Below are 20,090 nucleotides of genomic sequence, written 5' to 3'. Positions count from 1 at the left end.
AAGAGAAAGCCACGCTAATCGATTTAATTTCTGCGGCCGAGTGCCAGCGAAAGTGCGCTGCAGCACAGTTTTCTGGCGGTGCAGCAGCAAATTCGGCTTCAAACCGGTCCGAACCGTGCGTATGGTCATTGCGCTCGGCAAGGCGGTTCGTAGCGGCCAGCTCGATTCAGATTAAAAGCGCTTTGAGGTTGTGGAGGCCTCCGGTGAACCTCAAGCAGCTCTCCCACATGCTGGCGCTTTCGCAGACCACGGTCAGCCGCGCATTGAACGGCTACCCGGAAGTCAACGAGGAAACGCGCCGGCGGGTGGTCGATGCCGCCAAGCGTCACGGCTATCGCCCCAATCCGAGCGCGCGCCGGCTGGCGACCGGCAAGACCGGCATGATCGGCTATGTGCTGCCGACGGGGACGACCGTCGACATCGACCCGCATTTCGTCGAGTTCCTGTCCGGCCTCGGCGACTATGCGCGTTCGCACGAGCTCGACCTGGTGCTGTCACCGGCCGATGCCGACGACCAGGAGACGACCTACCGCCGTATTGTCGCCAACCGGCAGGTCGACGCGGTCTATATCTCGTCGCCGAGGCCGGCCGACCGCCGGGTGGCGCTGGTCAATACGCTCGGCATTCCTTTCATCGTCCATGGCCGCAGCGAAGGCTTCGATTTCGACTATCCCTTCACCGACATCGACAATGAGGGCGCCTTCCACGAGGCGGCGCGGCTTCTCGTCCAGCTCGGTCACAGGCGTCTGGCGCTGATCAATGGCGACGATCGCGAGACCTTCGCCATCCACCGCGAGCGCGGCGTTCGGCGCGCGCTAGCGGCAAGCGGCCTGGTGCTTGGTGATCAGCATGTCTGTTCCCTCACCATGACCGAGGAGAATGGCTACCGCGCTGCCCGGCGCTTGCTGGAACAAAGCGACGCGCCGACGGCGATCGCCTGCTCCAGCCTGATCATGGCGCTCGGCGTGGTGCGCGCGGTGCGCGATCTCGGCCTGACCATTCCGGGCGACCTGTCGCTGATCGCCCATGACGACGTCTTTCCCTGGCTGAAGCCGGAGAATTTTTCGGTGCCGCTGTCGACGACGCGTTCGTCGATCCGCCTGGCCGGCGCGCGCATCGCCGAACGGCTGGCGGCGCGGATTTCCGGCCTGGAGGAGGGGGCTCGCGGCGAGGTCTGGCCGGTCGACCTGGTGGTCAGGGGATCGGTCGCCGGCGCACCGGCCTAGAGGCAATCACTCTGAACGGCCGAGGTCGACTCTTGGCGGCTGTTGGCCAGCACCAGCGAGTGCGTCCTGGTGTCAGGCCGCAGATTTGAGGTGATCGATGAAGGCGCGCAGCTTCGGCAGGACTTGGCGCTTGCCTGGATGATAGAGGAAGACACCCGGCGTCGTCGTGGCGATGCTGTCCAGCACCGACTTGAGTTTTCCTTCTTCTATCAGACCTTCGGCGAGTGGTCGTGGTGTCTGCGCCAGCCCAACGCCCCGCGTCGCAGCCCCGACCAATGTCGAATAGTCGTGCGCGATCAGCGGGCCTGAGACGATCGCTTCGATCGCGCCATTGCCGTCGACGAAGGACCAGGGCGCGATCGCGCCATTCGAGCGGCGCAAGCGTAAGCAGGCGTGGTGGCGCAAGTCCTCGACACGCTCGGGACGGCCGTGGCGCTCGAGATAATCAGGGCTGCCGACGACCACGAACGAGAACGGCGGAGTCAGCCGCACCGCGACCATGTCGGCGGCGATGAGCTGGCCGAGGCGGATGCCGGCATCGAACCCGCCGGTCGCCAGATCAACCATCTGGTCGCTCACGGCGATCTCCAGTTCGATCTCAGGATAGGCTTGGCAGAACGACGCGAGCACCGGCTCCAACATCAATGGCACGATGGCGCGGGGCACAGACAGACGCAGCAGACCGGTCGGCCGTTGGCCGATATCGCGGGCAGCCTCGCCGGCCGCGACGAGCTCTTCGAATGCAGGGCCGGCACGGTCGAGGAACCGCTGGCCAGGCTCGGTTAAACCGACGCTCCGCGTCGTGCGGACGAACAGCGCCGTACCCAGGCGAGCTTCCAGCGCGCGCACCGCTTGGCTCACAGCGGACGGCGTCACGCCGAGATCGGCGGCAGCACGGCGGAAGTTGCGGCGCCTGGCGACGGCCAGGAACGCCTCGACGCCCTCCAGCGCACCATGTCGGGCTGTGTAGTTCTGCTTCATAGGTTGTTGTGATTACACCGGATAGTCGAATTGCGGTAGCGGGCTTAAAGCCGCGTGAATCAACTGTTGAGAGAAGGCCAAATGTCCACGGAAATAGTGTTCCAAACCCATCTTGTTCTCGGCTATGTCGCGTGGCTGCTTTGCTTCGGCGCATACGGTTTGCCGTGGCTCAGGTCGATGGACCGGGTCGCAGCGCAACGTGCTATCGCTACGCTGCACAGCTTCCGCTTCTTCGGGCTCGTCTTCATCGTTCCGGGCGTCGTAAGCCCCAATCTGCCCGCCGATTTCGCCGTGTTTGCCGCCTACGGCGATTTCGCGACTGGCGTGCTGGCCATGCTGGCGCTGCTCACAGTGAGGATACGCCCGCTCTTCTGGCCGTTGGTCGTCGCCTTCAACGTCGTAGGGACGGTCGACCTCATCGTCGACTATTACCACGCCATTCAGATCGGCCTTCCTGCACGCGCGGGGGAACTGGGCGCAACCTACGCGATCCCGATCAGCTACGTACCGCTGCTGATGATAACGCACATCGCCGCATTCTATTTTCTGGCGCGTCCTCGGCAAAACGCGACTTAAGCCATCGTAGTCGATCCGCCTGGCCGGCGCGCATTGCCGAACGGCTGGCGTCGCGAATCTCCGGCCGGAGCAGGCCGCGCGCGGCGAGGTCTGGCCGTTCGACCAGTGGTCAGGGCATCCAGGGCCGGCGCGCCGATGTAAAGGTCAAAACTCGATCACTCCCGGCGACCGAGTTCGACCCAGAGCGGCCGTCCGACCCTGCGAGCCCGATGACGCTGGCCAACCCTTAGCAGAAAACGGACTGAAGAATAGCCGCGCTGCAGCAGCAAAGGAGATCGATCGCTTCCCCAATACCACAACCGCTATCGGCGGAGTACCGAATCGGCCGGCTGAGCCGTCGTTATCGGATCGGCATGACGATGCACAATCTTCCACAGACCATCTTCTGGGCGAAAGACGCTCGTCGCGCGTAACGCAAGAGGCGTGACATCGCTCCGACCGCCAACCTTGGACCTGAGCCGCTCCACTTCGACGATGTATGCCAGCTCAGACGTCACACACTTCGCTATGTTCTCGAAGCCGCTAGCGTCGCCGTCCCTGTAGTTCGATGCCGCCTGCTCCATCGTCTCAACGACCTGCTTCCATCCATGAGCGAAAGGGCCAAAGGGATTGCCCAGTGTTACATCGTCTCGTTGGGAAAAGAGCTTCTTCGCTGGCGCGGGGTTTCCTTTCATGAACTCATCCAGAGCCAGGTGGTATTCTTCAACTGCTTGATCGAAGCCACTGGCGTCGAGGGACACGTCATCCTCCCTGTCGTTTTTATTTCTGATCCGGACTGGCGACCACAGGTCTACATTCTGTGCGCCCGCAGCGGTGAAGCATTTTCCCTACGGCGGCGTAGTGCAGGTTGGCTTAGTCATTATAGCACGGCGTGAGACAAGTTTCGCGACAGCGTTATGAGACGGCTCGGTTCAAACACGAGACTTAGTCCTTGGCCGCCTCGGCCGCCTTGGTGTCCAGCAGCCCAAAGCCGAAATCATTGTCCCGCCCCTTGGGGCCGAGATCCTTTGCCGTGGCGGCCAGTGCTTTCTCGACCCAGTCGGCCGAACGGTCGGGCGCGGCATGCAACAGGTTGGCGACCGCGCCGGTCACGATCGCCGCTGCAAAGGACGTCCCGGTCACCACATCCGAGCCGGCGCCGCTTGGCGCCACCATCTCGACGCCGGGAGCGGAGATGAAGACGTAGGCGCCGCGATTGGCCTGCGGCATCAGCCCGTCCTTGGCATCGGTGGCCGTCACCGCGATCACGCCGTCGAAGGCGGCCGGATAACCATAGGGCGCCTTCGGCCCGTTATTGCCGGCGGCGGCGACCAGCACGATGCCGAGCGCGCGCGCATTGCGGCAGGCGATGCCGAGCAGGTCGTTCTTCGGGCCGACGAAGCTCATATTGATGATACGGACATCCTGCTCCGCCGCCCAGTCGAGCGCCGAAAGGATGACGTCCATGGTCGACTTGCCGCCCTCGAAGGCGCGGGCGTGATAGATCCTGGCGCCCGGCGCCATGCCTTTGAACGCGCCGGTGCCGGCGATCAGTCCATCGACCGAAGTACCGTGGTCGCGTGCCTTGATCGGCACGTCGGGCATGGCATCGAACTGCTCGGCGATGACACCGGAGAGCGCGGGATTGCTGTCGTCGATGCCGGTGTCGATGACGCCGACGCGGACATTCTCGCCGCTGGCTTCCTTGGCGTCGAGCGCGATGCGCTCGAACGCGTAATTGACGATGCTGGCCGCCTGCTGCAGCGAATAGACGTGGTTGGCCTCACGCCGCAAAGTGCGGCCGTCGGCGGCAAGCTGCGCCAGCACGACGCCGACTGGGCGGCCATCGGGAATGCCGAAGCGCACCAGCGTGTTGCCGAGCAGCCGCGACTGCCGCTGCGAGCGTATTTCGAGGCCGAACGAGGCGGCGATCTGCTGGACCGCGCCGGCATCGCCATTGACCGTGACCAGCACCTCGTCGGGCACGAAATCGCCGATCACGGCGCGCGGCGGCTCGGTTGCGACAAGATCGGTGGGTGCTACGACCGGACCGCCCGGCGCGGCCGCCGGTATTGCCGGCAGGCCCGAAGGCGGAGCGGTCGGCGGGGCCGCAGTATTGCCGGGAGGTATCGGCGCCTCGGTGACTACGGCAGGATTGGGGAACAAGTCGACGATCAGCGCGGGAAGAAACACGGCACTCACCGTTGAAGCCTTAGCCGGCGTTTTGCCGCCGCTATCCTTCCCGTCGTCGCCGTCCTTGGCGCAGTCGGTGCCGGCGGCACTTGCCCGGTTCAGGCAGTCGATCTCCGCCTGGGTGAGGTTCGGGTCGTTGGTCTGCGCCATCGCGGACGTGGCGAAGATTGTCATCGCCGCCGTCAATCGAATGACCGCCTTAGCCGCCATCAGCCGGTTTCCTTCCCTCCAGGGCAGCTTCGGTGAAAGGCTGGGCGGCAATAAGGCCAAGCAGCTTCTGATAGTCGGCGGCGGTCTTGGCCGGAACGCCGAGGCGGAAGACACCGTCGGCGGTCGGCCCGCCGGCGATCTTCAACTGGTTCTGGTCGAGAAAAGCGACGATATCGGACAGCTTCGCATCCGGTTTGAACTTCACAAGTGCAAACGGCATTTTGGCCAGATCGTCTGCCGATCCGGCAATCTCGAAGTCGCCACCTCTGTTGCCGGTCTGCACAAAGGATTGCGCGACGACCAGGGCCAGCAGCACCGCGGCCGCCGCCCAGGCGACGCCGGCCGGCACCGCCATGAAGCGGCTCCAGGCCTGCGCCAACCAGGGCGACGCCGCCGGCGCGCGGGCCGGGCCGGCCTCGGCGTCGAGCGCCTTGGCAAAGCGGCTGAGCGCATCGGCCGGCGGGCGGATTGCCTCGTTTGCGGCAGCAGTGCCGGAGAATTCGGCCTCGGCCTCGCCAAGCGCGGCCATCGCCGCCGGATCGCTCTCCAGCCATTCCTCGATGGCTTCCAGCTCGGCGCCTTCCAGCGAGCCGTTCAGATAAAACGGCAGCAGCATTTCCATTTCGTCGCGGCGTGACATTTTTTCAGCGGCGCTCATGGCCACCCCCTGTCGTAACCGGCGGCCTTGAGAGCTTCGCCGAGTTTCTTGCGGGCGTAGAACATCCTGGTCTTGACCGTGGCGACCGGAATACCGAGCACCTCGCCGATCTCGCTCACCGATTGCCCGTGATAATAGGCAAGGTCGATCACCGTGCGATGCTCTTCCGGCATGGCATCGATGAAGCGTCGCAAGGCAGCGGCCTTGTCTTCCTTCATCGTCACGACTTCCGGCGTGTCGGCACCGTCGGCGACCTGGGCCGCGTCATCGTCGTCGATCCAGTCTTCCTTCTTCTTGCGCAGCAGGGACAGCGCCTTGAAGCGGGCAATGCCGAGCAGCCATGTCGAGACCTCCGAGTGCCCCTCGAAGGCCGGCGCCTGCCGCCAGAGTTCGAGGAACACCTCGTTCGCGATATCGTCGGCCATCAGTTCCGATCCCGTCTGGCGTGCCACGAAGCGGTAGACTCGCGCGTGGTGGCGCATGAACAGGAGCCGCACGGCGGCACGGTCGCCCTTCGCGACCCGCTCGACGAGCGCGCGATCGGTCTCCGCGGCCGTCATCGCCGGTCGAGCCGCCTGGCTCCTGCCTGCTCTGTCGCTGATCGGCCCAAAAAGGTTCACCGCCTCCGCCGGATATTTGCGGAGGCTAGCCGAAGAGCGGAGAGGTTGCCAGAGTGTACCGTTCTCCCCCTTTTTAGCGATACTGTCTCGGCCGTCAGGCTCGCAATGACGGCGGCCACAAGGCGGCTCATAACCATCGGGTAAGGTGCAGTCGTTCAGCCTCGGGCGAGGCGTAATTGGACGCCATCGCCGTGCAGGGATTCCCGACAGTTTTGTAACTCAACAGTCCGCTGCCGGGCGACTAAGGTCCCGATCGCAAATGGCAATCCAGCCTGAAGAAACGAAATGTCATGACCAACAACAGCTTTGCGGCCGCGATTCTCGTGGATCAGTCGCCCATGGCGGTGTTCGACGCGGTCAAGTGTCCACGCGAGTGGTGGGGCGCATGAAGCCTTGCGCGGTCGGAAGGAGCTTTCCATGAGATTGATTAGGCTGAAAGCGCCGGGAGGCTTGGAAAATCTCAAGCTGGTCAAGGAAGATTGCCCAGAACCAGGGCCGGGTGAGTTGCTTGTCAGGATACGAGCGTGTTCGTTGAATTTCCACGACAGTATGGTGGCGCTGGGAAAGAAACCGTGCGCCGATGGCCGTATCCCGCTGTCCGATGGCGCCGGAGAGGTGGTTGCGGTCTCAGACGATGTCCAAGAATTCAAGGTCGGAGATGCCGTCGTCAGCACCTATTGGCCCCATTGGCTGGCAGGCGAACCGACGCCAGCCAATAAGAAGGGCGAATTGGGAGATGATGTTGACGGCTATGCCCGCGAGTATGTGTGCATGCCCTGGCATGCCTTCACTAGGGCACCGGCAGACTTCACGCATGTGGAGGCGGCAACGCTTACTTGTGCCGGCGTCACCGCCTGGAAAGCCCTGATGGTGTGCGGCCAGGTGAAGCCTGGTGATACGGTGCTGGTCCTTGGCACGGGAAGTGTATCGCTGTTCGCGCTGCAATTCGCAAAAATTGCAGGCGCTCGGGTTATTGCCACCTCCTCATCGGAGGAGAAGCTGGAAAAGTTAAAGCGATTTGGAGCCGACATTGTCGTCAATTACAAGGCGGTGCCGGATTGGGGCCAGAAGGCAAGGGTATTGACGGACGGACGCGGCGTCGATCATGTGATCGAGGTTGGCGGGCCCGGCACATTGGCGCAGTCGATAACAGCTTGCAGGATGGGCGGCCACATCGCACTGATCGGTGTCTTGACTGGTTTTGCCGGGCAAGTTTCGATCCCGGCCCTGTTTTCCAATCAGATCAGGATCAGCGGAATCTCGATTGGCAGCAGGGCAGACCAGAACGACATGATCCGTGCCATAGAGGCCAACCGTTTGAAGCCTGCGATCGACCGCGGTTTTCCCCTGCAGGAGATCGCCAATGCCTTCAAGCACTACGAGTCCCAAAAGCATTTTGGCAAGGTCTGTCTCGAACTTTGACTCCTGTATCTGGCCTCCATTTGGCGTCGCGCATTTCGACCGGCTTTATGTTCTCCGCAAGCAAAGCAGGCCAGGCACCAATCAGTCGAGAAATGGCTTTGCCTTCATCGTCGCCGGCACCGGCACGCCGAGGCGCGCAAGCACCGTTGGCGCGAGCTGCAGCTGATCGAGCAGCGTCTTGGCTTCCGGACCCTCGCCGGATCCGAAGTAGTAAAGTGCGAAATCCTGCATCTCCTCGTCGTGGCCGCCATGATGGCCGCGATCGGTCTGGCCATGATCGGCGGTGACGATCACCTCGTAGCCGGTCTCCCGCCAGCGCGGCAGGAAGCCGGCGAGCATGGCGTCCATTGCATAGACGGCATGATCCATCTCATGGCAGTCATGGCCGAAGCGGTGGCCCATCGAGTCCAGCGTGCAGCTGTGCAGGATGCCGTAGTCGATGCCGTAGCGCCTGGTCAGCATGGTCAAGGTAGCGAACAGGTCGACGTCGCTCGGCGTCATCTGGTTCCTGGCATTATAGCCGGTCATGGTGTGGAACCGGCCGTGGCCGATCGGCCCGCCCGGCTCGTCGAACTCCATGTCCTCGACCAGGTCGAACGGATAGGCCCGGAAGAATTCGGACCAGTAGGAATGGGTGACCGCACCCGTCTTGCCGCCGGCCCTGCTGACTTCGGAAAAAATATCAGGCTGTTCGACGCGAAACCGGTTCTCGTTCGACAGGATACCGTGCACTTGGGGCGGCACGCCGGTGTGGATCGAGGCGTAGCAGGATGCCGAGGTCGACGGCAGGACGGAGCGCATTTTCCATACGCGGGCTTCGCCTGATTGCACCCAGCCTTCGAGATTACCCATCAGCCGCCGCCAGTTCCGGTAAGGCACGCCGTCGAGGATGATGACCAAAAGTTTTGTCTTGAGCGCCACGGGAGTGTCTAATTTCCCGCGCTGGCCATGCGCCGTCCCTTGATCGCCTTTTCCAGCCAGCCGATCTCCATTTCGGGCACCGACGACAGCAAAAGATCGGTGTAGGCATCGAAGGGTGGCGTCAGCACGGTGCTCTTGGCGCCGTAGCGCACCACCTCGCCGCGATACATCACCGCGATTGAATCGGCGATCGACTTGACCGTGGCCAGGTCGTGGGTGATGAACAGATAGGCGACGTTTTCCTCTTTCTGCAGCCCGAGCAGCAGCTCCAGTATGCCATGGGCGACCAGCGGATCGAGCGCCGAGGTCACCTCGTCGCAGATGATCAGCTTCGGCTTGGCGGCGAGCGAGCGGGCGATGCAGACGCGCTGCTTCTGGCCGCCCGAAAGCTCGGCCGGATAGCGGTCGATATAGCCTTTGCCCATTTCAATCTTGTCGAGCAGTTCGGCGACGCGTTTGTCGCGCTCGCGCCCGCGCATCCCAAAATAGAATTCCAGCGGCCGGCCGATGATGGTGCCGACCGTCTGGCGCGGGTTCATCGCCACATCGGCCATCTGGTAGATCATCTGCAATTGGCGCAGATCCTCTTTCGGCCGGTCGGCAAGCCGGTTGGCGAGCGGCCGCCCGTCGAAGGTGACGGTGCCTTGTTCGGGCGGCAAGAGGCCGGTGATGGCGCGCGCCAGCGTCGATTTGCCGGAGCCGGACTCGCCGACCACCGCCAGCGTCTGGCCCGGGAAAATATCGACCGAGACGTTCTTCAACACCTTGATGTGGCTGCGGCCATAGGCGGCGGTGATGTTCTTGACCGACAGGAACGGGCTCGTGCCGGGCTTCTGCTCCTGATGTTCGATCTCATGCACTGAAACCAGCGCGTTGGTGTATTCCTGGCGCGGCTCCTTGATGATCCGGCGCGTGCCGCCCCATTCGACCAGCCGGCCGTGGCGCAGCACCATGATCTCGTCCGATACCTGGGCGACGACGGCAAGATCGTGGGTGATGTAGAGCGCCGCGACATGCGTGTCGCGGATGGCATCCTTGATCGCCGCCAAGACGTCGATCTGCGTCGTCACGTCGAGCGCCGTGGTCGGCTCGTCGAAGACGATCAGGTCGGGCTCCGAGCACAGCGCCATTGCCGTCATTACGCGCTGCAGCTGACCGCCCGACACCTGGTGGGGGAAGCGCTCGCCGATGCTTTCGGGGTTCGGCAGGCTGAGCTTCTTGAACAGCGCCACGGCGCGCTTTTCGGCTTCGGCCCGCGTCGCCGTGCCGTGCAGCAGTGCTGCCTCGACCACCTGGTCCATCAGCCTGTGCGCCGGGTTGAAGGCAGCTGCCGCCGATTGCGCGACATAGCAGACCTCGCGGCCGCGCAATTTGCGGAACCCTTCGTTGCCGCCCTTCAGGATGTCGCGGCCATTGAGGATGACCTCGCCGCCGGTGATGCGCACGCCGCCGCGGCCGTAGCCCATCGACGACAGGCCGATGGTCGATTTGCCGGCGCCGGACTCGCCGATCAATCCGAGCACCTTGCCCTTTTCCAGCGTCAGCGAGACATCGTGCACCAGCACGATGTTCTTCGGCGCCTCGCCCGGCGGATATACCGTGGCCTCGATGCGCAGATTGCGGATGTCGAGCAGCACGCCGGACTTCGGTTGCCCGGGCTTCGGTTGCCCGGGCCTCGGTTGCTTGTCAGCCATTACCCGCGTCCTCCCTTCAGGCTTGTCGTGCGGTTTAGCACCCAGTCGGCGACCAGATTGACGGAAATCGCCAGTGCGGCGATCGCCGCCGCCGGAATGAGGGCGGCGGCTATGCCGAAGACGATGCCGTCCTTGTTTTCCTTGACCATGCCGCCCCAATCGGCGCTAGGCGGCTGCACGCCAAGGCCGAGGAAGGAGAGCGTCGACAGGAACAGTACGGCATAGATGAAACGCAGGCCGAGTTCAGAAACCAGCGGCGACAGCGCATTGGGCAGGATCTCGCGTAAGATGATCCAACCGCTGCCTTCGCCGCGCAGCTTGGCCGCCTCGACATAGTCCATGACGTTGATGTCGACGGCGACCGCCCTCGACAGGCGGTAGACGCGGGTCGAATCGAGAACGCCCATGACCAGGATCAGCGTCACCAGATTGGATGGCAGCACCGACAGCACGACAAGGGCCATGATCAATGTCGGGATCGACATCAGGAGATCGACGAGACGCGACAGAAGCGTGTCGAACCAGCCGCCGAACACCGCGGCCGAGAAGCCGAGGATGGCACCGAGCGAGAACGACAGCGCCGTCGCCAGCACCGCGATGAACAGGGTGATGCGGGCGCCGTAAATCATGCGCGACAACAGATCACGGCCGAGATTGTCGGTGCCCAGCCAATGCGTCGCCGACATTGGTTCCCAGACATCGCCGATGATCTCGCCATTGCCATGCGGCGCGATCCATGGCGCGAAGATCGCCGCCAGCACGAACAACGCCGTCAGCACTAGCCCGATCAGCGCCGGGATGGGAATGCGTTTTATGACGAGCATACCCGCCCCCTCATTTCGGATGTCTGAGGCGCGGGTTGGCGACGATCGCCGCTATGTCCGCGATGATGTTCAGGCTGATGTAAACGGCGGCAAAGATCAGCCCCACCGCCTGCACCACCGGCACGTCGCGCTTGGTGACGTGGTCGACGAGATACTGCCCCATGCCTGGATAGACGAAGATCACTTCGACGACGACAACGCCGACGATCAGGTAGGCGAGGTTGAGCATGACGACGTTGATGATAGGTGCAATCGCATTGGGAAAGGCATGCCTGCGAATGACGGCGAAGGCCGACAGCCCCTTGAGCTCCGCCGTCTCGACATAGGCAGACTGCATGACGTTGAGGATCGCGGCGCGCGTCATGCGCATCATATGGGCGAGCACCACCAGGGTCAGCGCCGCCGCCGGCAGCGTGATCGCCAGAATGCGTTCGCCGAAAGGCATTCCGTCATAGACGGTCGAGATGCCCGGGAAGATCTGGTACTTCACGGCGAAGAAATAGACGAGCACATAACCGATGAAGAATTCGGGAAAGGACGTCGAGGCGAGCGCCAATCCGGAAATCAGTTTGTCGACCAAGCCATTGCGGTAGCGCACTGCGATCAGGCCGAGGATGATCGCCAGTGGCACCGCCACGATCGCCGCCCAGAAGGCGAGGAACAACGTATTCCACAGCCGCCCCTTGATCGAGGTCGCAATATCTTGCCCGCTCGACATCGCCGTGCCGAGATTGCCGGTGAGCACGCCGCCGAGCCAGCGGAAATAGCGGATATAGGCCGGATCGTTGAGACCGAGCTGCTCGCGCAGATTGGCGAGCGACTGCGGGGTCGCCGACTGTCCGAGGATGGCTTGCGCGACGTCGCCGGGCAGGATCTGGGTGCCGGCGAAGATCAGGACCGAAACGGCCAACAGCAGCAGAATGCCCAGCGCAATGCGCTGGGCCACAAGTTTCGCGATGGGTGAGGACATATCCGCAAGGCCGGGCTTAGGCTTCGAGCCAGCACTTTGCCAGAGCGTATCCGTTCATCAGCTCCTGATGCGGATCGTCGACCCAGCCGGCAACCTTGGCGCCCGTCGCGTCGATGAACTGATTGAACATCGGCAGGATCAGGCCGCCCTCGTCGCGCACCATCACAGCCATGTCGCGATACATCGCCTTGCGCTTCGCCTCGTCGAGTTCGGCGCGAGCCGCCAGCACCATCTTGTCGAAATCCGGACGCTTGAACCGTGTGTCGTTCCAGTCGGCCGTCGACAGGTAGGCGGTCGAATACATCTGGTCCTGCGTCGAGCGTCCGCCCCAGTAGGAGGCGCAGAAGGGCTGCTTGTTCCAGACTTCGTTCCAGTAGCCGTCGCCCGGCTCGCGCTTGATCTCCAGCGTGATGCCGGCCTTGGCCGCGCTCTGCTGATAGAGCTGCGCGGCGTCGACAGCGCCCGGGAAGGCGACGTCCGATGTTCTGAGCAAGATTGAGCCGTCATGGCCCGACTTCTTGAAGTGGAACTTTGCCTTGTCGGGATCGTATTTGCGCTGCTCGATATCATCGGAAAACAGCGGGTATGCCGCATTGATCGGGAAGTCGTTGCCGAGCGAGCCGTAGCCTCTGAGGATCTTGTCGAGCATCTCCTCGCGGTCGATCGCCAGCTTCAGCGCCATGCGCAGATCGTTATTGTCGAATGGCGCGGTGTTGCAGTGCATGATGAAGACGTAGTGGCCAGGGCCGGCATGGTTGCGGATGGTGACGCCGGGTAGACGCTTGATCAGGTCGACGATCTTCGGCTCGACGCGGTTGATCATGTTGACCTGTCCGCCCTGCAGGGCGGCCGTCCGCGCCGTGGCATCGTTAATGACGATGACCTCGACCTGGTCGGCATGGCCCATCTTGTCGCCCTGCCAGTAGTTGGCGAAACGCTCGCCGCCATGACGCACGCCAGGCTCGTTGGTAGTGACCTTGTAAGGCCCGGCCGAGATGCCGGCGTCGGCCTTGTCCTTGCCGCCATTGGGCTGGATAATCAGGTGGTAGTCGCTGAGCAGATAAGGAAGGTCGGCATTGGCCTCCTTCAGCGTCAGAACGACTTCTTTGCCGCTGACCTTGATGCTCTCGATGCCCTTCATGTAACCGAGTGCACCGGACTTCGACTTTTCGTCCGAATGACGTTCGAGCGTGGCGGCCACGTCCTCGGCGGTCACCGTCTTGCCATTGTGGAATTCGACGCCGTCACGGATTTTCAGCGTCCAGGTCTTGGCGTCGTCCGACGAGCCGATCTCCTCGGCGATGCGGTTCTCGAGAGTGCCTTCCGGGGAAAGCTCCACGATCAGTTCGCCCCACATCTTGCCGAAGGCGAACGGCACCTGGGTCAGGAACAGGGCCGGATCGAGGCTGTCGGCCGAAGAGCCGCCGACCAGGCCGGCCTTCAGCGTGCCGCCCTTGACCGGGCCTGCGGCACGCGCCGCGTTTGAAAGCAGCGAGTTGGCGAAGGTTGCGGTGACACCGAGCGCTGCCGCCCGGCCGAGAAAATCGCGACGGCTCAGCTTGCCGGACGCAACGCGCCGGCTCAGATATTCCAGTTCGTTTGACATGTTGAGTTCCTCACTCTGTTGGTCCGACCTTATGGTCGTTTTTTCTCATTTCTATCGGGAGAATAATGACCGTAAGGGAAAGCGGTAAGCAAGACCGAATGCGACATGCCGTGGCGTAAATCGTGCGTCGCAATTGGACCAATCGCTATAAGCGCTCAAAGCAGTGCGCGCGGGATTTTCTCCTCGAAGTTGCGTTCGAAGACCAGTTTCTCGCCTTCATAGGCTTCAATTCTGGCGCTAACCATGAAGCTTTGCGCGTCGGAGCGCATTTCGGCGAAGGTTTCGGTGCGCACCGACCATTCATTTCGCGACAGCGTCTGGGTCCAATGCGTCTTGCCCAAGGCTGACAGCGGATCGTCAGGATGGATCGCCCACGTCTCTCTCGCGATGCTGCCATTGGCAAGGCTGTGTTCCAGGTCGCGCACCTCACCGAAATCGTCGACGATGGAAAGCGTGATCATTCCGGTCTTTTCGTCGCGATCGACATGACGCTCGGAATTGGCGGCGCGGACCGTTTCGGTTGCCCAGGGCGTGGCGCCTTCGGGGGCGGGGAAGGTGACCTCGTCGCCTGTCGCCGGCGGGCGCAGCGGCAGCATCAATGTCGCGGCCGACAATTCCAGCCGGACCGGCTCCGGCGACGGCCAGATCATCGGCCAATAGCTGTTGGAAATGGCCACACGCAAGCGGTGACCGGCCGGCACGCGATAGGCGCATTGGTCGAGCACCACCCGGGCGTTGACGATTTCGCCGGGCACCAGCGCTTCGGGAAATTCGTGCGAGTTGCGATGCGTCAGGTTGAGCACGCCGTAGGAGATCAGCTCCGACGCTCCGTCCGGATGGACGTCGCACAGCCGAACCGCGATGTTCGCCTGGCGCCGGTCCGCCGAGACCCTGACCGCAACTTCGGGAGCACCGACGATGTCGATCGCTTCGTTCAGCACCGGCTGGTCGAAACACACCGACAGCGCATCGTCGGGGCGCTGGTCACCCGGCAGTTCCGGGCCGAAGGTGAAGGGGAAATATTCGCCACCGGCAAGGCCGCAGTTTTGCGGCGAAGCGACGATAGCGTGGTTGCCTTCAGCCATAAGCTCAACCTCTTGCGCCTTGATGTTGGGTGACGGCCATTCCGATTCAGCGACCCAGCGGCCGGGCCGCTCGGGATGCCAGCGCGCCGGACGCACGCTGTCCATCACATAGGCGCGGTAGGCCGGGTCGGCCTCTACGCCGGTGTCGAGGTCCTTCAGCCAGCGGTCCCACCAGCGCAACGCCTCCTGCAGGAAGCCGATGCGCGGTTCGGGCGCGGCGTAGTGCGGGTATTTGTGAATCCACGGGCCGACGATGCCCTTGACCGGCGCCTCGATATTGGCGGCGAGATGGGAAATCGTATTGCGATAACCATCATGCCAGCCGCCGATCGACAGCACCGCGGCATGGATGGCCGGATAGTCCTCGCAGATCGAGCCGGGCTTCCAATAGGCGTCGCGATGCTGGTGCTTCAACCACAGCGGCGCCAGGAAGGGCTGGTTCTCCAGCCGGGTCAGCCACAGGTCGCGCCATCTGTTGTCGCCGGCCAGCAACGGATCCGGCGGCCGCGACGAATAGGACAGCATGGTCGAAGCCCAGCCGAAATTCTCGATCAGCAGGCAGCCGCCCTTGTAGTGGATGTCGTCGGCGTAGCGGTCGACTGTCGAACAGAGACTGATAACCGCCTTCAGCGCCGCCGGCTGCTTGGCTGCTACCTGCAGGCAGTTGAAGCCGCCCCACGAAATGCCCATCATGCCGACATTGCCGTTGCACCAGGGCTGCGCCGCCGCCCAGGCTATGACGTCGCAAGCGTCCTGCAATTCCTGCTCGGAATATTCATCGTCCATCAGCCCTTCGGAATCGCCGTTGCCGCGCATGTCGACGCGGATCGAGGCGTAGCCGTGGCCTGCGAAATAGGGATGCGTCAGCTGATCACGATAGATCGTGCCGTCGCGCTTGCGATAGGGCAGATGTTCGAGGATTGCCGGCACCGGATCGTCGGCGGCATCGGCCGGCATCCACACCCGCGCCGACAGCCGGCAGCCGTCCGGCATGACGATCCCCATATCCGGAAATTCGACGATCTTTCGTGGGAATTCAGTGACGATTTTCATGCGGGCAGACTCCAGGAGCGCCAGATGATGGAGTCCGCAGGATGTCGTCGTGGGCCAGCCAACGAATTCGGCTGGTCAATCCGCGTCAATTCAACGGGATGTCGTTTTCGGACTTGCTCGCCTGGTAAGCGCCGGACAGTTCGTCGTAGATTGCCGAGATGGCGCTGATCCGCGCCTCCAGCCGCTCGCGCTCAGGCCCCGACAGCAATCGCACCAGTCTGCGGATCGAAAAGCTCTTCCAATAGGCATTCTCGGCATTGTAGCCGCCGGGATCGAGGGTGAAGACCTCTTTCAGGATCTTCAAATCGTGCGGGATAGCGAAACTGTCGCGCGAATCCTCGTGGCTGAACAGATAGTAGAAATTGTCGAAGCCGGTCCAGGTGATCGCCGACAGGCAGAGCGAGCAGGGTTCGTGCGTGGCGAGAAAGATGGCATCCGCGGTGTCGACGCGCTCGGCCTTCGGCATTTCGTAGAAGCGCTTCAGGCAATGCACCTCGCCGTGCCACAGCGGGTTTTCCGTCTCATTGTTGGTTTCGGCAAGCACCAGCGAGCTGTCGTCCTTGCGCAGGATCGCCGCGCCGAACAACTTGTTGCCATGCGCGACACCCTTCGCCGTCTTCGGCACGATGTCGTGCTCTATGACGTCGAGCAGGCGGTCGATCAGCGAAATGTCAGCCATCACCGGCTCCCATCGGGAAGATGAATCTCATAGGCGTGCGAGAAGTGGCACTCTTCGAGGTTGGAGCCGTCGCCGCCCCGGTCGACGACCAGGAAGTCCTGGGGCTCGCCGATCGGCGTCAGCACGCCGTGCCACAAATTGCGTGGATAGTTGACGCCTTGCCCGGGCGCGGTGATGAACGCATGCGGCTCGCCCGGGCCTTCCTCGCCGTCATGGCAGACGATGACCAGGAACGGCCGTGGTGACAGCGGAATGAAGGCCTGGCTGCCAAACGGATGGCGCTCGACCATGGTAAGCTTCAACGGCAGCTCATAGGGCGTGCCACGCACCATCGAGATCAGCACGTGCGCATTCGGCCCTCGTGCTTCAGCGGTGGCGAGATCGTGATAGCGCTCGGCCTTGCCGCCATTGATCGGATAATGGTTGTCGCCGCCCATATCGATGACGTCGCCGAATTCGGCGAAATTCTCGCGGGTCAGCGGCCGCGCGACGATGCGGATCACCGCGCGCGACCCTCGATGCCCACACCGCCGAGCTTGGCGTGGCGGTTCACGTCCTTGTAGAGGAGGTAGCGGAATTTGCCTGGCCCGCCGGCATAACAAGCCTGCGGGCAGAAGGCGCGCAGCCACATATAGTCGCCGGCCTCGACTTCGACCCAGTCCTGGTTGAGACGGTAGACCGCCTTGCCCTCCAGCACATAAAGCCCGTGCTCCATGACATGCGTCTCGGCGAAGGGAATGACCGCGCCCGGCTCGAGCGTCACGATGGTGACATGCATGTCGTGGCGGATGTCTTCAGGATCGACGAAGCGCGTTGTTGCCCAGCGGCCTTCGGTACCTGGCATCGGCGTCGGTACGATATCCTGTTCGTTGGCGAAGAACGCTTGCGGCAGCTCGATGCCGTCGACCGCATCGTAAGCCTTTCGGATCCAGTGGAAGCGGACGGCAGCGCCGCTTTCGTTGCGCACCGTCCACCCGCTCGCTGGCGGCAGAAACGCGAACCCGCCCGGCCTGAGCACATGCTTCTTTCCGGCTAGCGACACGCTCAGCTCGCCTTCAACCACGAATATCGCGCCCTCGGCATCATCATCCGGTTCTGGCCGGTCGCTGCCGCCGCCGGGCGCGAGCTCGACGATGTATTGCGAAAACGTCTCGGCAAAACCCGACAGCGGCCGCGACAGCACCCAGACCCGTGTCCCATCCCAGAACGGCAAGGCGCTGGTGACGATGTCCTGCATCACGCCTTTGGGGATTACGGCATAGGCCTGTGTGAACACGGCGCGTCCGGTCAGCAATTCACTCTGGCCGGGATGTCCGCCCTGCGGCGCATAATAGGTTCGCTCGGCCATTTTCATCATATCCATAAATTCAAGCCTGTTGCGGAAGCCAGGGCCCATCGCGGCAGCCAAAGCCTATTGTGGAAGCATGTCCTTGAGACGAAGCAGCGCGATGCGCTCGACCTGTCTGCAGGCGGTTTCGAATTCGACATCGCGGCTGTTGCCGATACGCGTTTCGAACTCGGCCAGGATGTCCTCCTTGGTCTTGCCCTTCACCGCAATGATGAACGGGAAACCGAAACCGGTGACGTAGGCGGCATTGAGCTTTGCGAACAGCTCGCGCTCGTTGTCGGTCAGCGCGTCTAGCCCGGCCGAAGCCTGTTCCCTGGAGGATTCCGCGGTTAGCCGCTTGGCCTGCGCCAGTTTTCCGGCAAGGTCGGGGTGGGCATTGAGCACGGAAAGCCGCTCGGCCTCGCTGGCCGCGCGAAAGACGCGGCAGAGCGCGTTGTGCAGGCCGCCGGCACTGTCATGCGCCGGGCCGAGTTCCAACTCGTAGGCGCGCTCGGCAATCCACGGCGAATGTTCGAAGACGCCGCCGAATGCGTGGACGAAGGCCTCGAATTCCATTTTCGACGGGCGCAATGCCGGCAACCGGAACGGATGCGTCTCCTGCCAATGTTTTGCAATGTCGATGCGCCGTGCCAGCCAGACCTTGTCGTGTGATTTGACGTAGTCGATGAAGCGCTTCAGTGCCGCGACCCGGCCCGGCCGCCCAACCAGGCGGCAGTGCAGGCCGATATTCATCATGCGCGGCCGCCCTGCCTTGCCCTCGGCATAGAGCGTGTCGAAACTATCCCTGAGATAGGCAAAGAACTGGTCGCCGGAGTTGAAGCCCTGCGGCGTGGCAAAGCGCATGTCGTTGGCGTCGAGCGTATAGGGGATGACCAGCTGCGGCTTCGCCGACCCGTTCGGTGTCACATGCTCGAACCAGTAGGGCAGTTCGTCGTCATAGGTGTCCGACACATAGTCGAAGCCGCCTTCTTCCGCCGCCAGACGCACCGTGTTGATCGACGTGCGGCCGGTGTACCAGCCGGTCGGCCGCGCGCCTGTCACCTCATAATGCAGCCGTATCGCCGCTTCCATGTCGCGGCGCTCGTCTTCTGGCGCGTGGTCGCGGTAGTCGATCCATTTCAGCCCGTGCGAGGCGATCTCCCAGCCGGCCTCCTGCATCGCTGCGACCTGGTCGGGCGAGCGCGCCAGGGCCGTGGCGACGCCGTAGCAGGTGACCGGCACCTGTGCCGCGCTGAACAGGCGCAGCAATCGCCAGAAGCCGGCGCGGGCGCCGTATTCGTAGATCGATTCCATGTTCCAGTGGCGCTGGCCGGGCCAGGGCGCGGCGCCGACGATCTCCGACAGGAAAGCCTCCGAGGCCTTGTCGCCGTGCAGGACGCAATTCTCGCCGCCCTCTTCGTAATTGACGACGAACTGGACCGCGACATGCGCCCCGCCGGGCCATTTTGGATCCGGCGGATTGGCTCCGTAGCCGCGCATGTCTCGTTCGTAACGCATTCTCGCTCCTGCCGGAAATTGTGATCAGGATAGTCGAAAGGAGTGCCTGCGCATTCCCCCGAAATTTTTGAAAGTGTTTTTGTCGCGCTCCGCTCGACCGGGACTTATGCATCGCCTTTAATTGGCGCACAATTCATGAATAGTGTTCGACTGTGCAGGGAATGGAGCAGCCAGTGGCGGAAACGTCGAAAGCCGAAGGCGGGCGCCTGACGACCCATGTCCTCGACACCGCGGCCGGCAAACCGGCGGCCGGTCTGTCGATTGAGCTCTATCATCTTGACGGCCAGGCCCGGACGCATCTGAAAACGGTCGTCACCAATGATGACGGCCGTTGCGATGCTCCGTTGCTTGCCGGCGCGGAGTTCCGTACCGGCGAATACGAATTGGTCTTTGCGGCCGGCGATTATCTGCGCCGGCAGGGGACAAAACTGCCGGAACCGGCCTTCCTCGACCATGTGCCCATCCGCTTCGGTATGGCCGAGCCGATGCACTATCATGTGCCGCTGCTTCTGTCGCCGTACGGCTATTCGACCTACCGGGGAAGCTGA

General features: G+C 62.9%; 19 protein-coding genes. 4 read left to right on the top strand and 15 right to left on the bottom strand.

Features of this window, described 5'->3' with window-relative positions; all coding sequences use genetic code 11:
* Positions 1-203 precede the first annotated feature (203 nt).
* Positions 204-1,226, top strand: coding sequence for a substrate-binding domain-containing protein (locus NKH43_RS22225; protein WP_352495219.1), 1,023 nt, complete (start codon positions 204-206; stop codon positions 1,224-1,226).
* Between the two features lie 72 nt (positions 1,227-1,298).
* Here NKH43_RS22225 and NKH43_RS22220 read toward each other — a convergent pair whose 3' ends face one another.
* Positions 1,299-2,207, bottom strand: coding sequence for a LysR family transcriptional regulator (locus tag NKH43_RS22220; RefSeq protein ID WP_352859901.1), 909 nt, complete (start codon positions 2,205-2,207; stop codon positions 1,299-1,301).
* Between the two features lie 81 nt (positions 2,208-2,288).
* Here NKH43_RS22220 and NKH43_RS22215 point away from each other — a divergent pair, with 81 nt between their 5' ends.
* The gene (locus NKH43_RS22215) at positions 2,289-2,783 is read left to right on the top strand and encodes a DUF8737 domain-containing protein (RefSeq protein ID WP_352859900.1); all 495 of its coding nucleotides are present in this window, start codon (positions 2,289-2,291) and stop codon (positions 2,781-2,783) included.
* 302 nt (positions 2,784-3,085) lie between these two features.
* Here NKH43_RS22215 and NKH43_RS22210 read toward each other — a convergent pair whose 3' ends face one another.
* From NKH43_RS22210 to NKH43_RS22195, 4 genes are all read right to left on the bottom strand, one after another.
* Positions 3,086-3,523: a YybH family protein gene (locus NKH43_RS22210; RefSeq protein ID WP_352847751.1), complete on the bottom strand. Its 438-nt coding sequence runs from the start codon at positions 3,521-3,523 to the stop codon at positions 3,086-3,088.
* Between the two features lie 184 nt (positions 3,524-3,707).
* The gene (locus NKH43_RS22205; RefSeq protein ID WP_352859899.1) at positions 3,708-5,165 is read right to left on the bottom strand and encodes a S8 family serine peptidase; all 1,458 of its coding nucleotides are present in this window, start codon (positions 5,163-5,165) and stop codon (positions 3,708-3,710) included.
* A complete protein-coding gene (locus NKH43_RS22200; RefSeq protein WP_352859898.1) occupies positions 5,155-5,823 on the bottom strand; it encodes an anti-sigma factor in 669 nt (222 codons plus the stop codon). Before NKH43_RS22200 ends, NKH43_RS22205 begins: the two co-directional genes overlap by 11 nt.
* Positions 5,820-6,383 carry a sigma-70 family RNA polymerase sigma factor gene (locus NKH43_RS22195; RefSeq protein WP_352789387.1) on the bottom strand — a complete coding sequence of 188 codons (564 nt, stop codon included), beginning with the start codon at positions 6,381-6,383 and terminating at the stop codon, positions 5,820-5,822. The genes NKH43_RS22200 and NKH43_RS22195 overlap by 4 nt, the downstream gene beginning before the upstream one ends.
* 477 nt (positions 6,384-6,860) lie before the next feature.
* Here NKH43_RS22195 and NKH43_RS22190 point away from each other — a divergent pair, with 477 nt between their 5' ends.
* On the top strand, positions 6,861-7,865 hold the full coding sequence (locus NKH43_RS22190; RefSeq protein WP_502906504.1) for a zinc-dependent alcohol dehydrogenase family protein: 1,005 nt from the start codon (positions 6,861-6,863) through the stop codon (positions 7,863-7,865).
* Between the two features lie 81 nt (positions 7,866-7,946).
* Here the strand turns inward: NKH43_RS22190 and NKH43_RS22185 are convergent, their stop codons facing one another.
* From NKH43_RS22185 to puuE, 10 genes are all read right to left on the bottom strand, one after another.
* Complete coding sequence (locus tag NKH43_RS22185; protein ID WP_352859894.1) at positions 7,947-8,786, bottom strand: alkaline phosphatase family protein; 840 nt, start codon at positions 8,784-8,786, stop codon at positions 7,947-7,949.
* 8 nt (positions 8,787-8,794) lie between these two features.
* The gene (locus NKH43_RS22180) at positions 8,795-10,480 is read right to left on the bottom strand and encodes an ABC transporter ATP-binding protein (RefSeq protein ID WP_352859893.1); all 1,686 of its coding nucleotides are present in this window, start codon (positions 10,478-10,480) and stop codon (positions 8,795-8,797) included.
* Positions 10,480-11,304, bottom strand: coding sequence for an ABC transporter permease (locus tag NKH43_RS22175; RefSeq protein ID WP_352859891.1), 825 nt, complete (start codon positions 11,302-11,304; stop codon positions 10,480-10,482). The genes NKH43_RS22180 and NKH43_RS22175 overlap by 1 nt, the downstream gene beginning before the upstream one ends.
* A 10-nt stretch (positions 11,305-11,314) precedes the next feature.
* On the bottom strand, positions 11,315-12,274 hold the full coding sequence (locus NKH43_RS22170; protein WP_352859890.1) for an ABC transporter permease: 960 nt from the start codon (positions 12,272-12,274) through the stop codon (positions 11,315-11,317).
* Positions 12,275-12,290: 16 nt separating this feature from the next.
* Entirely contained in the window at positions 12,291-13,880 is a 1,590-nt protein-coding gene (locus tag NKH43_RS22165; RefSeq protein ID WP_352859888.1) for an ABC transporter substrate-binding protein, read from the bottom strand.
* A 155-nt stretch (positions 13,881-14,035) separates the two neighbouring features.
* Complete coding sequence (locus tag NKH43_RS22160; protein WP_352859886.1) at positions 14,036-16,018, bottom strand: CocE/NonD family hydrolase; 1,983 nt, start codon at positions 16,016-16,018, stop codon at positions 14,036-14,038.
* 85 nt (positions 16,019-16,103) lie between these two features.
* Positions 16,104-16,697 carry a nucleoside deaminase gene (locus NKH43_RS22155; protein ID WP_352859884.1) on the bottom strand — a complete coding sequence of 198 codons (594 nt, stop codon included), beginning with the start codon at positions 16,695-16,697 and terminating at the stop codon, positions 16,104-16,106.
* Entirely contained in the window at positions 16,697-17,200 is a 504-nt protein-coding gene (locus tag NKH43_RS22150; RefSeq protein WP_023718082.1) for an ureidoglycolate lyase, read from the bottom strand. The genes NKH43_RS22155 and NKH43_RS22150 overlap by 1 nt, the downstream gene beginning before the upstream one ends.
* Positions 17,197-18,045: a bifunctional allantoicase/(S)-ureidoglycine aminohydrolase gene (locus tag NKH43_RS22145; protein ID WP_023718081.1), complete on the bottom strand. Its 849-nt coding sequence runs from the start codon at positions 18,043-18,045 to the stop codon at positions 17,197-17,199. Before NKH43_RS22145 ends, NKH43_RS22150 begins: the two co-directional genes overlap by 4 nt.
* Before the next feature lie 63 nt (positions 18,046-18,108).
* Entirely contained in the window at positions 18,109-19,542 is a 1,434-nt protein-coding gene (gene puuE / locus NKH43_RS22140; protein ID WP_023718080.1) for an allantoinase PuuE, read from the bottom strand.
* Positions 19,543-19,715: 173 nt separating this feature from the next.
* On the opposite strand from puuE, the gene uraH reads away from it, so the two are divergent.
* Entirely contained in the window at positions 19,716-20,090 is a 375-nt protein-coding gene (gene uraH, locus NKH43_RS22135) for a hydroxyisourate hydrolase (RefSeq protein WP_023676223.1), read from the top strand.

It is taken from the genome of Mesorhizobium sp. M1163 (assembly GCF_040318415.1).
Taxonomy (GTDB): Bacteria; Pseudomonadota; Alphaproteobacteria; order Rhizobiales; family Rhizobiaceae; genus Mesorhizobium.
Note: the sequence above shows the minus strand (reverse complement) of the source record. Positions and strands in the feature narration are given on the sequence as shown.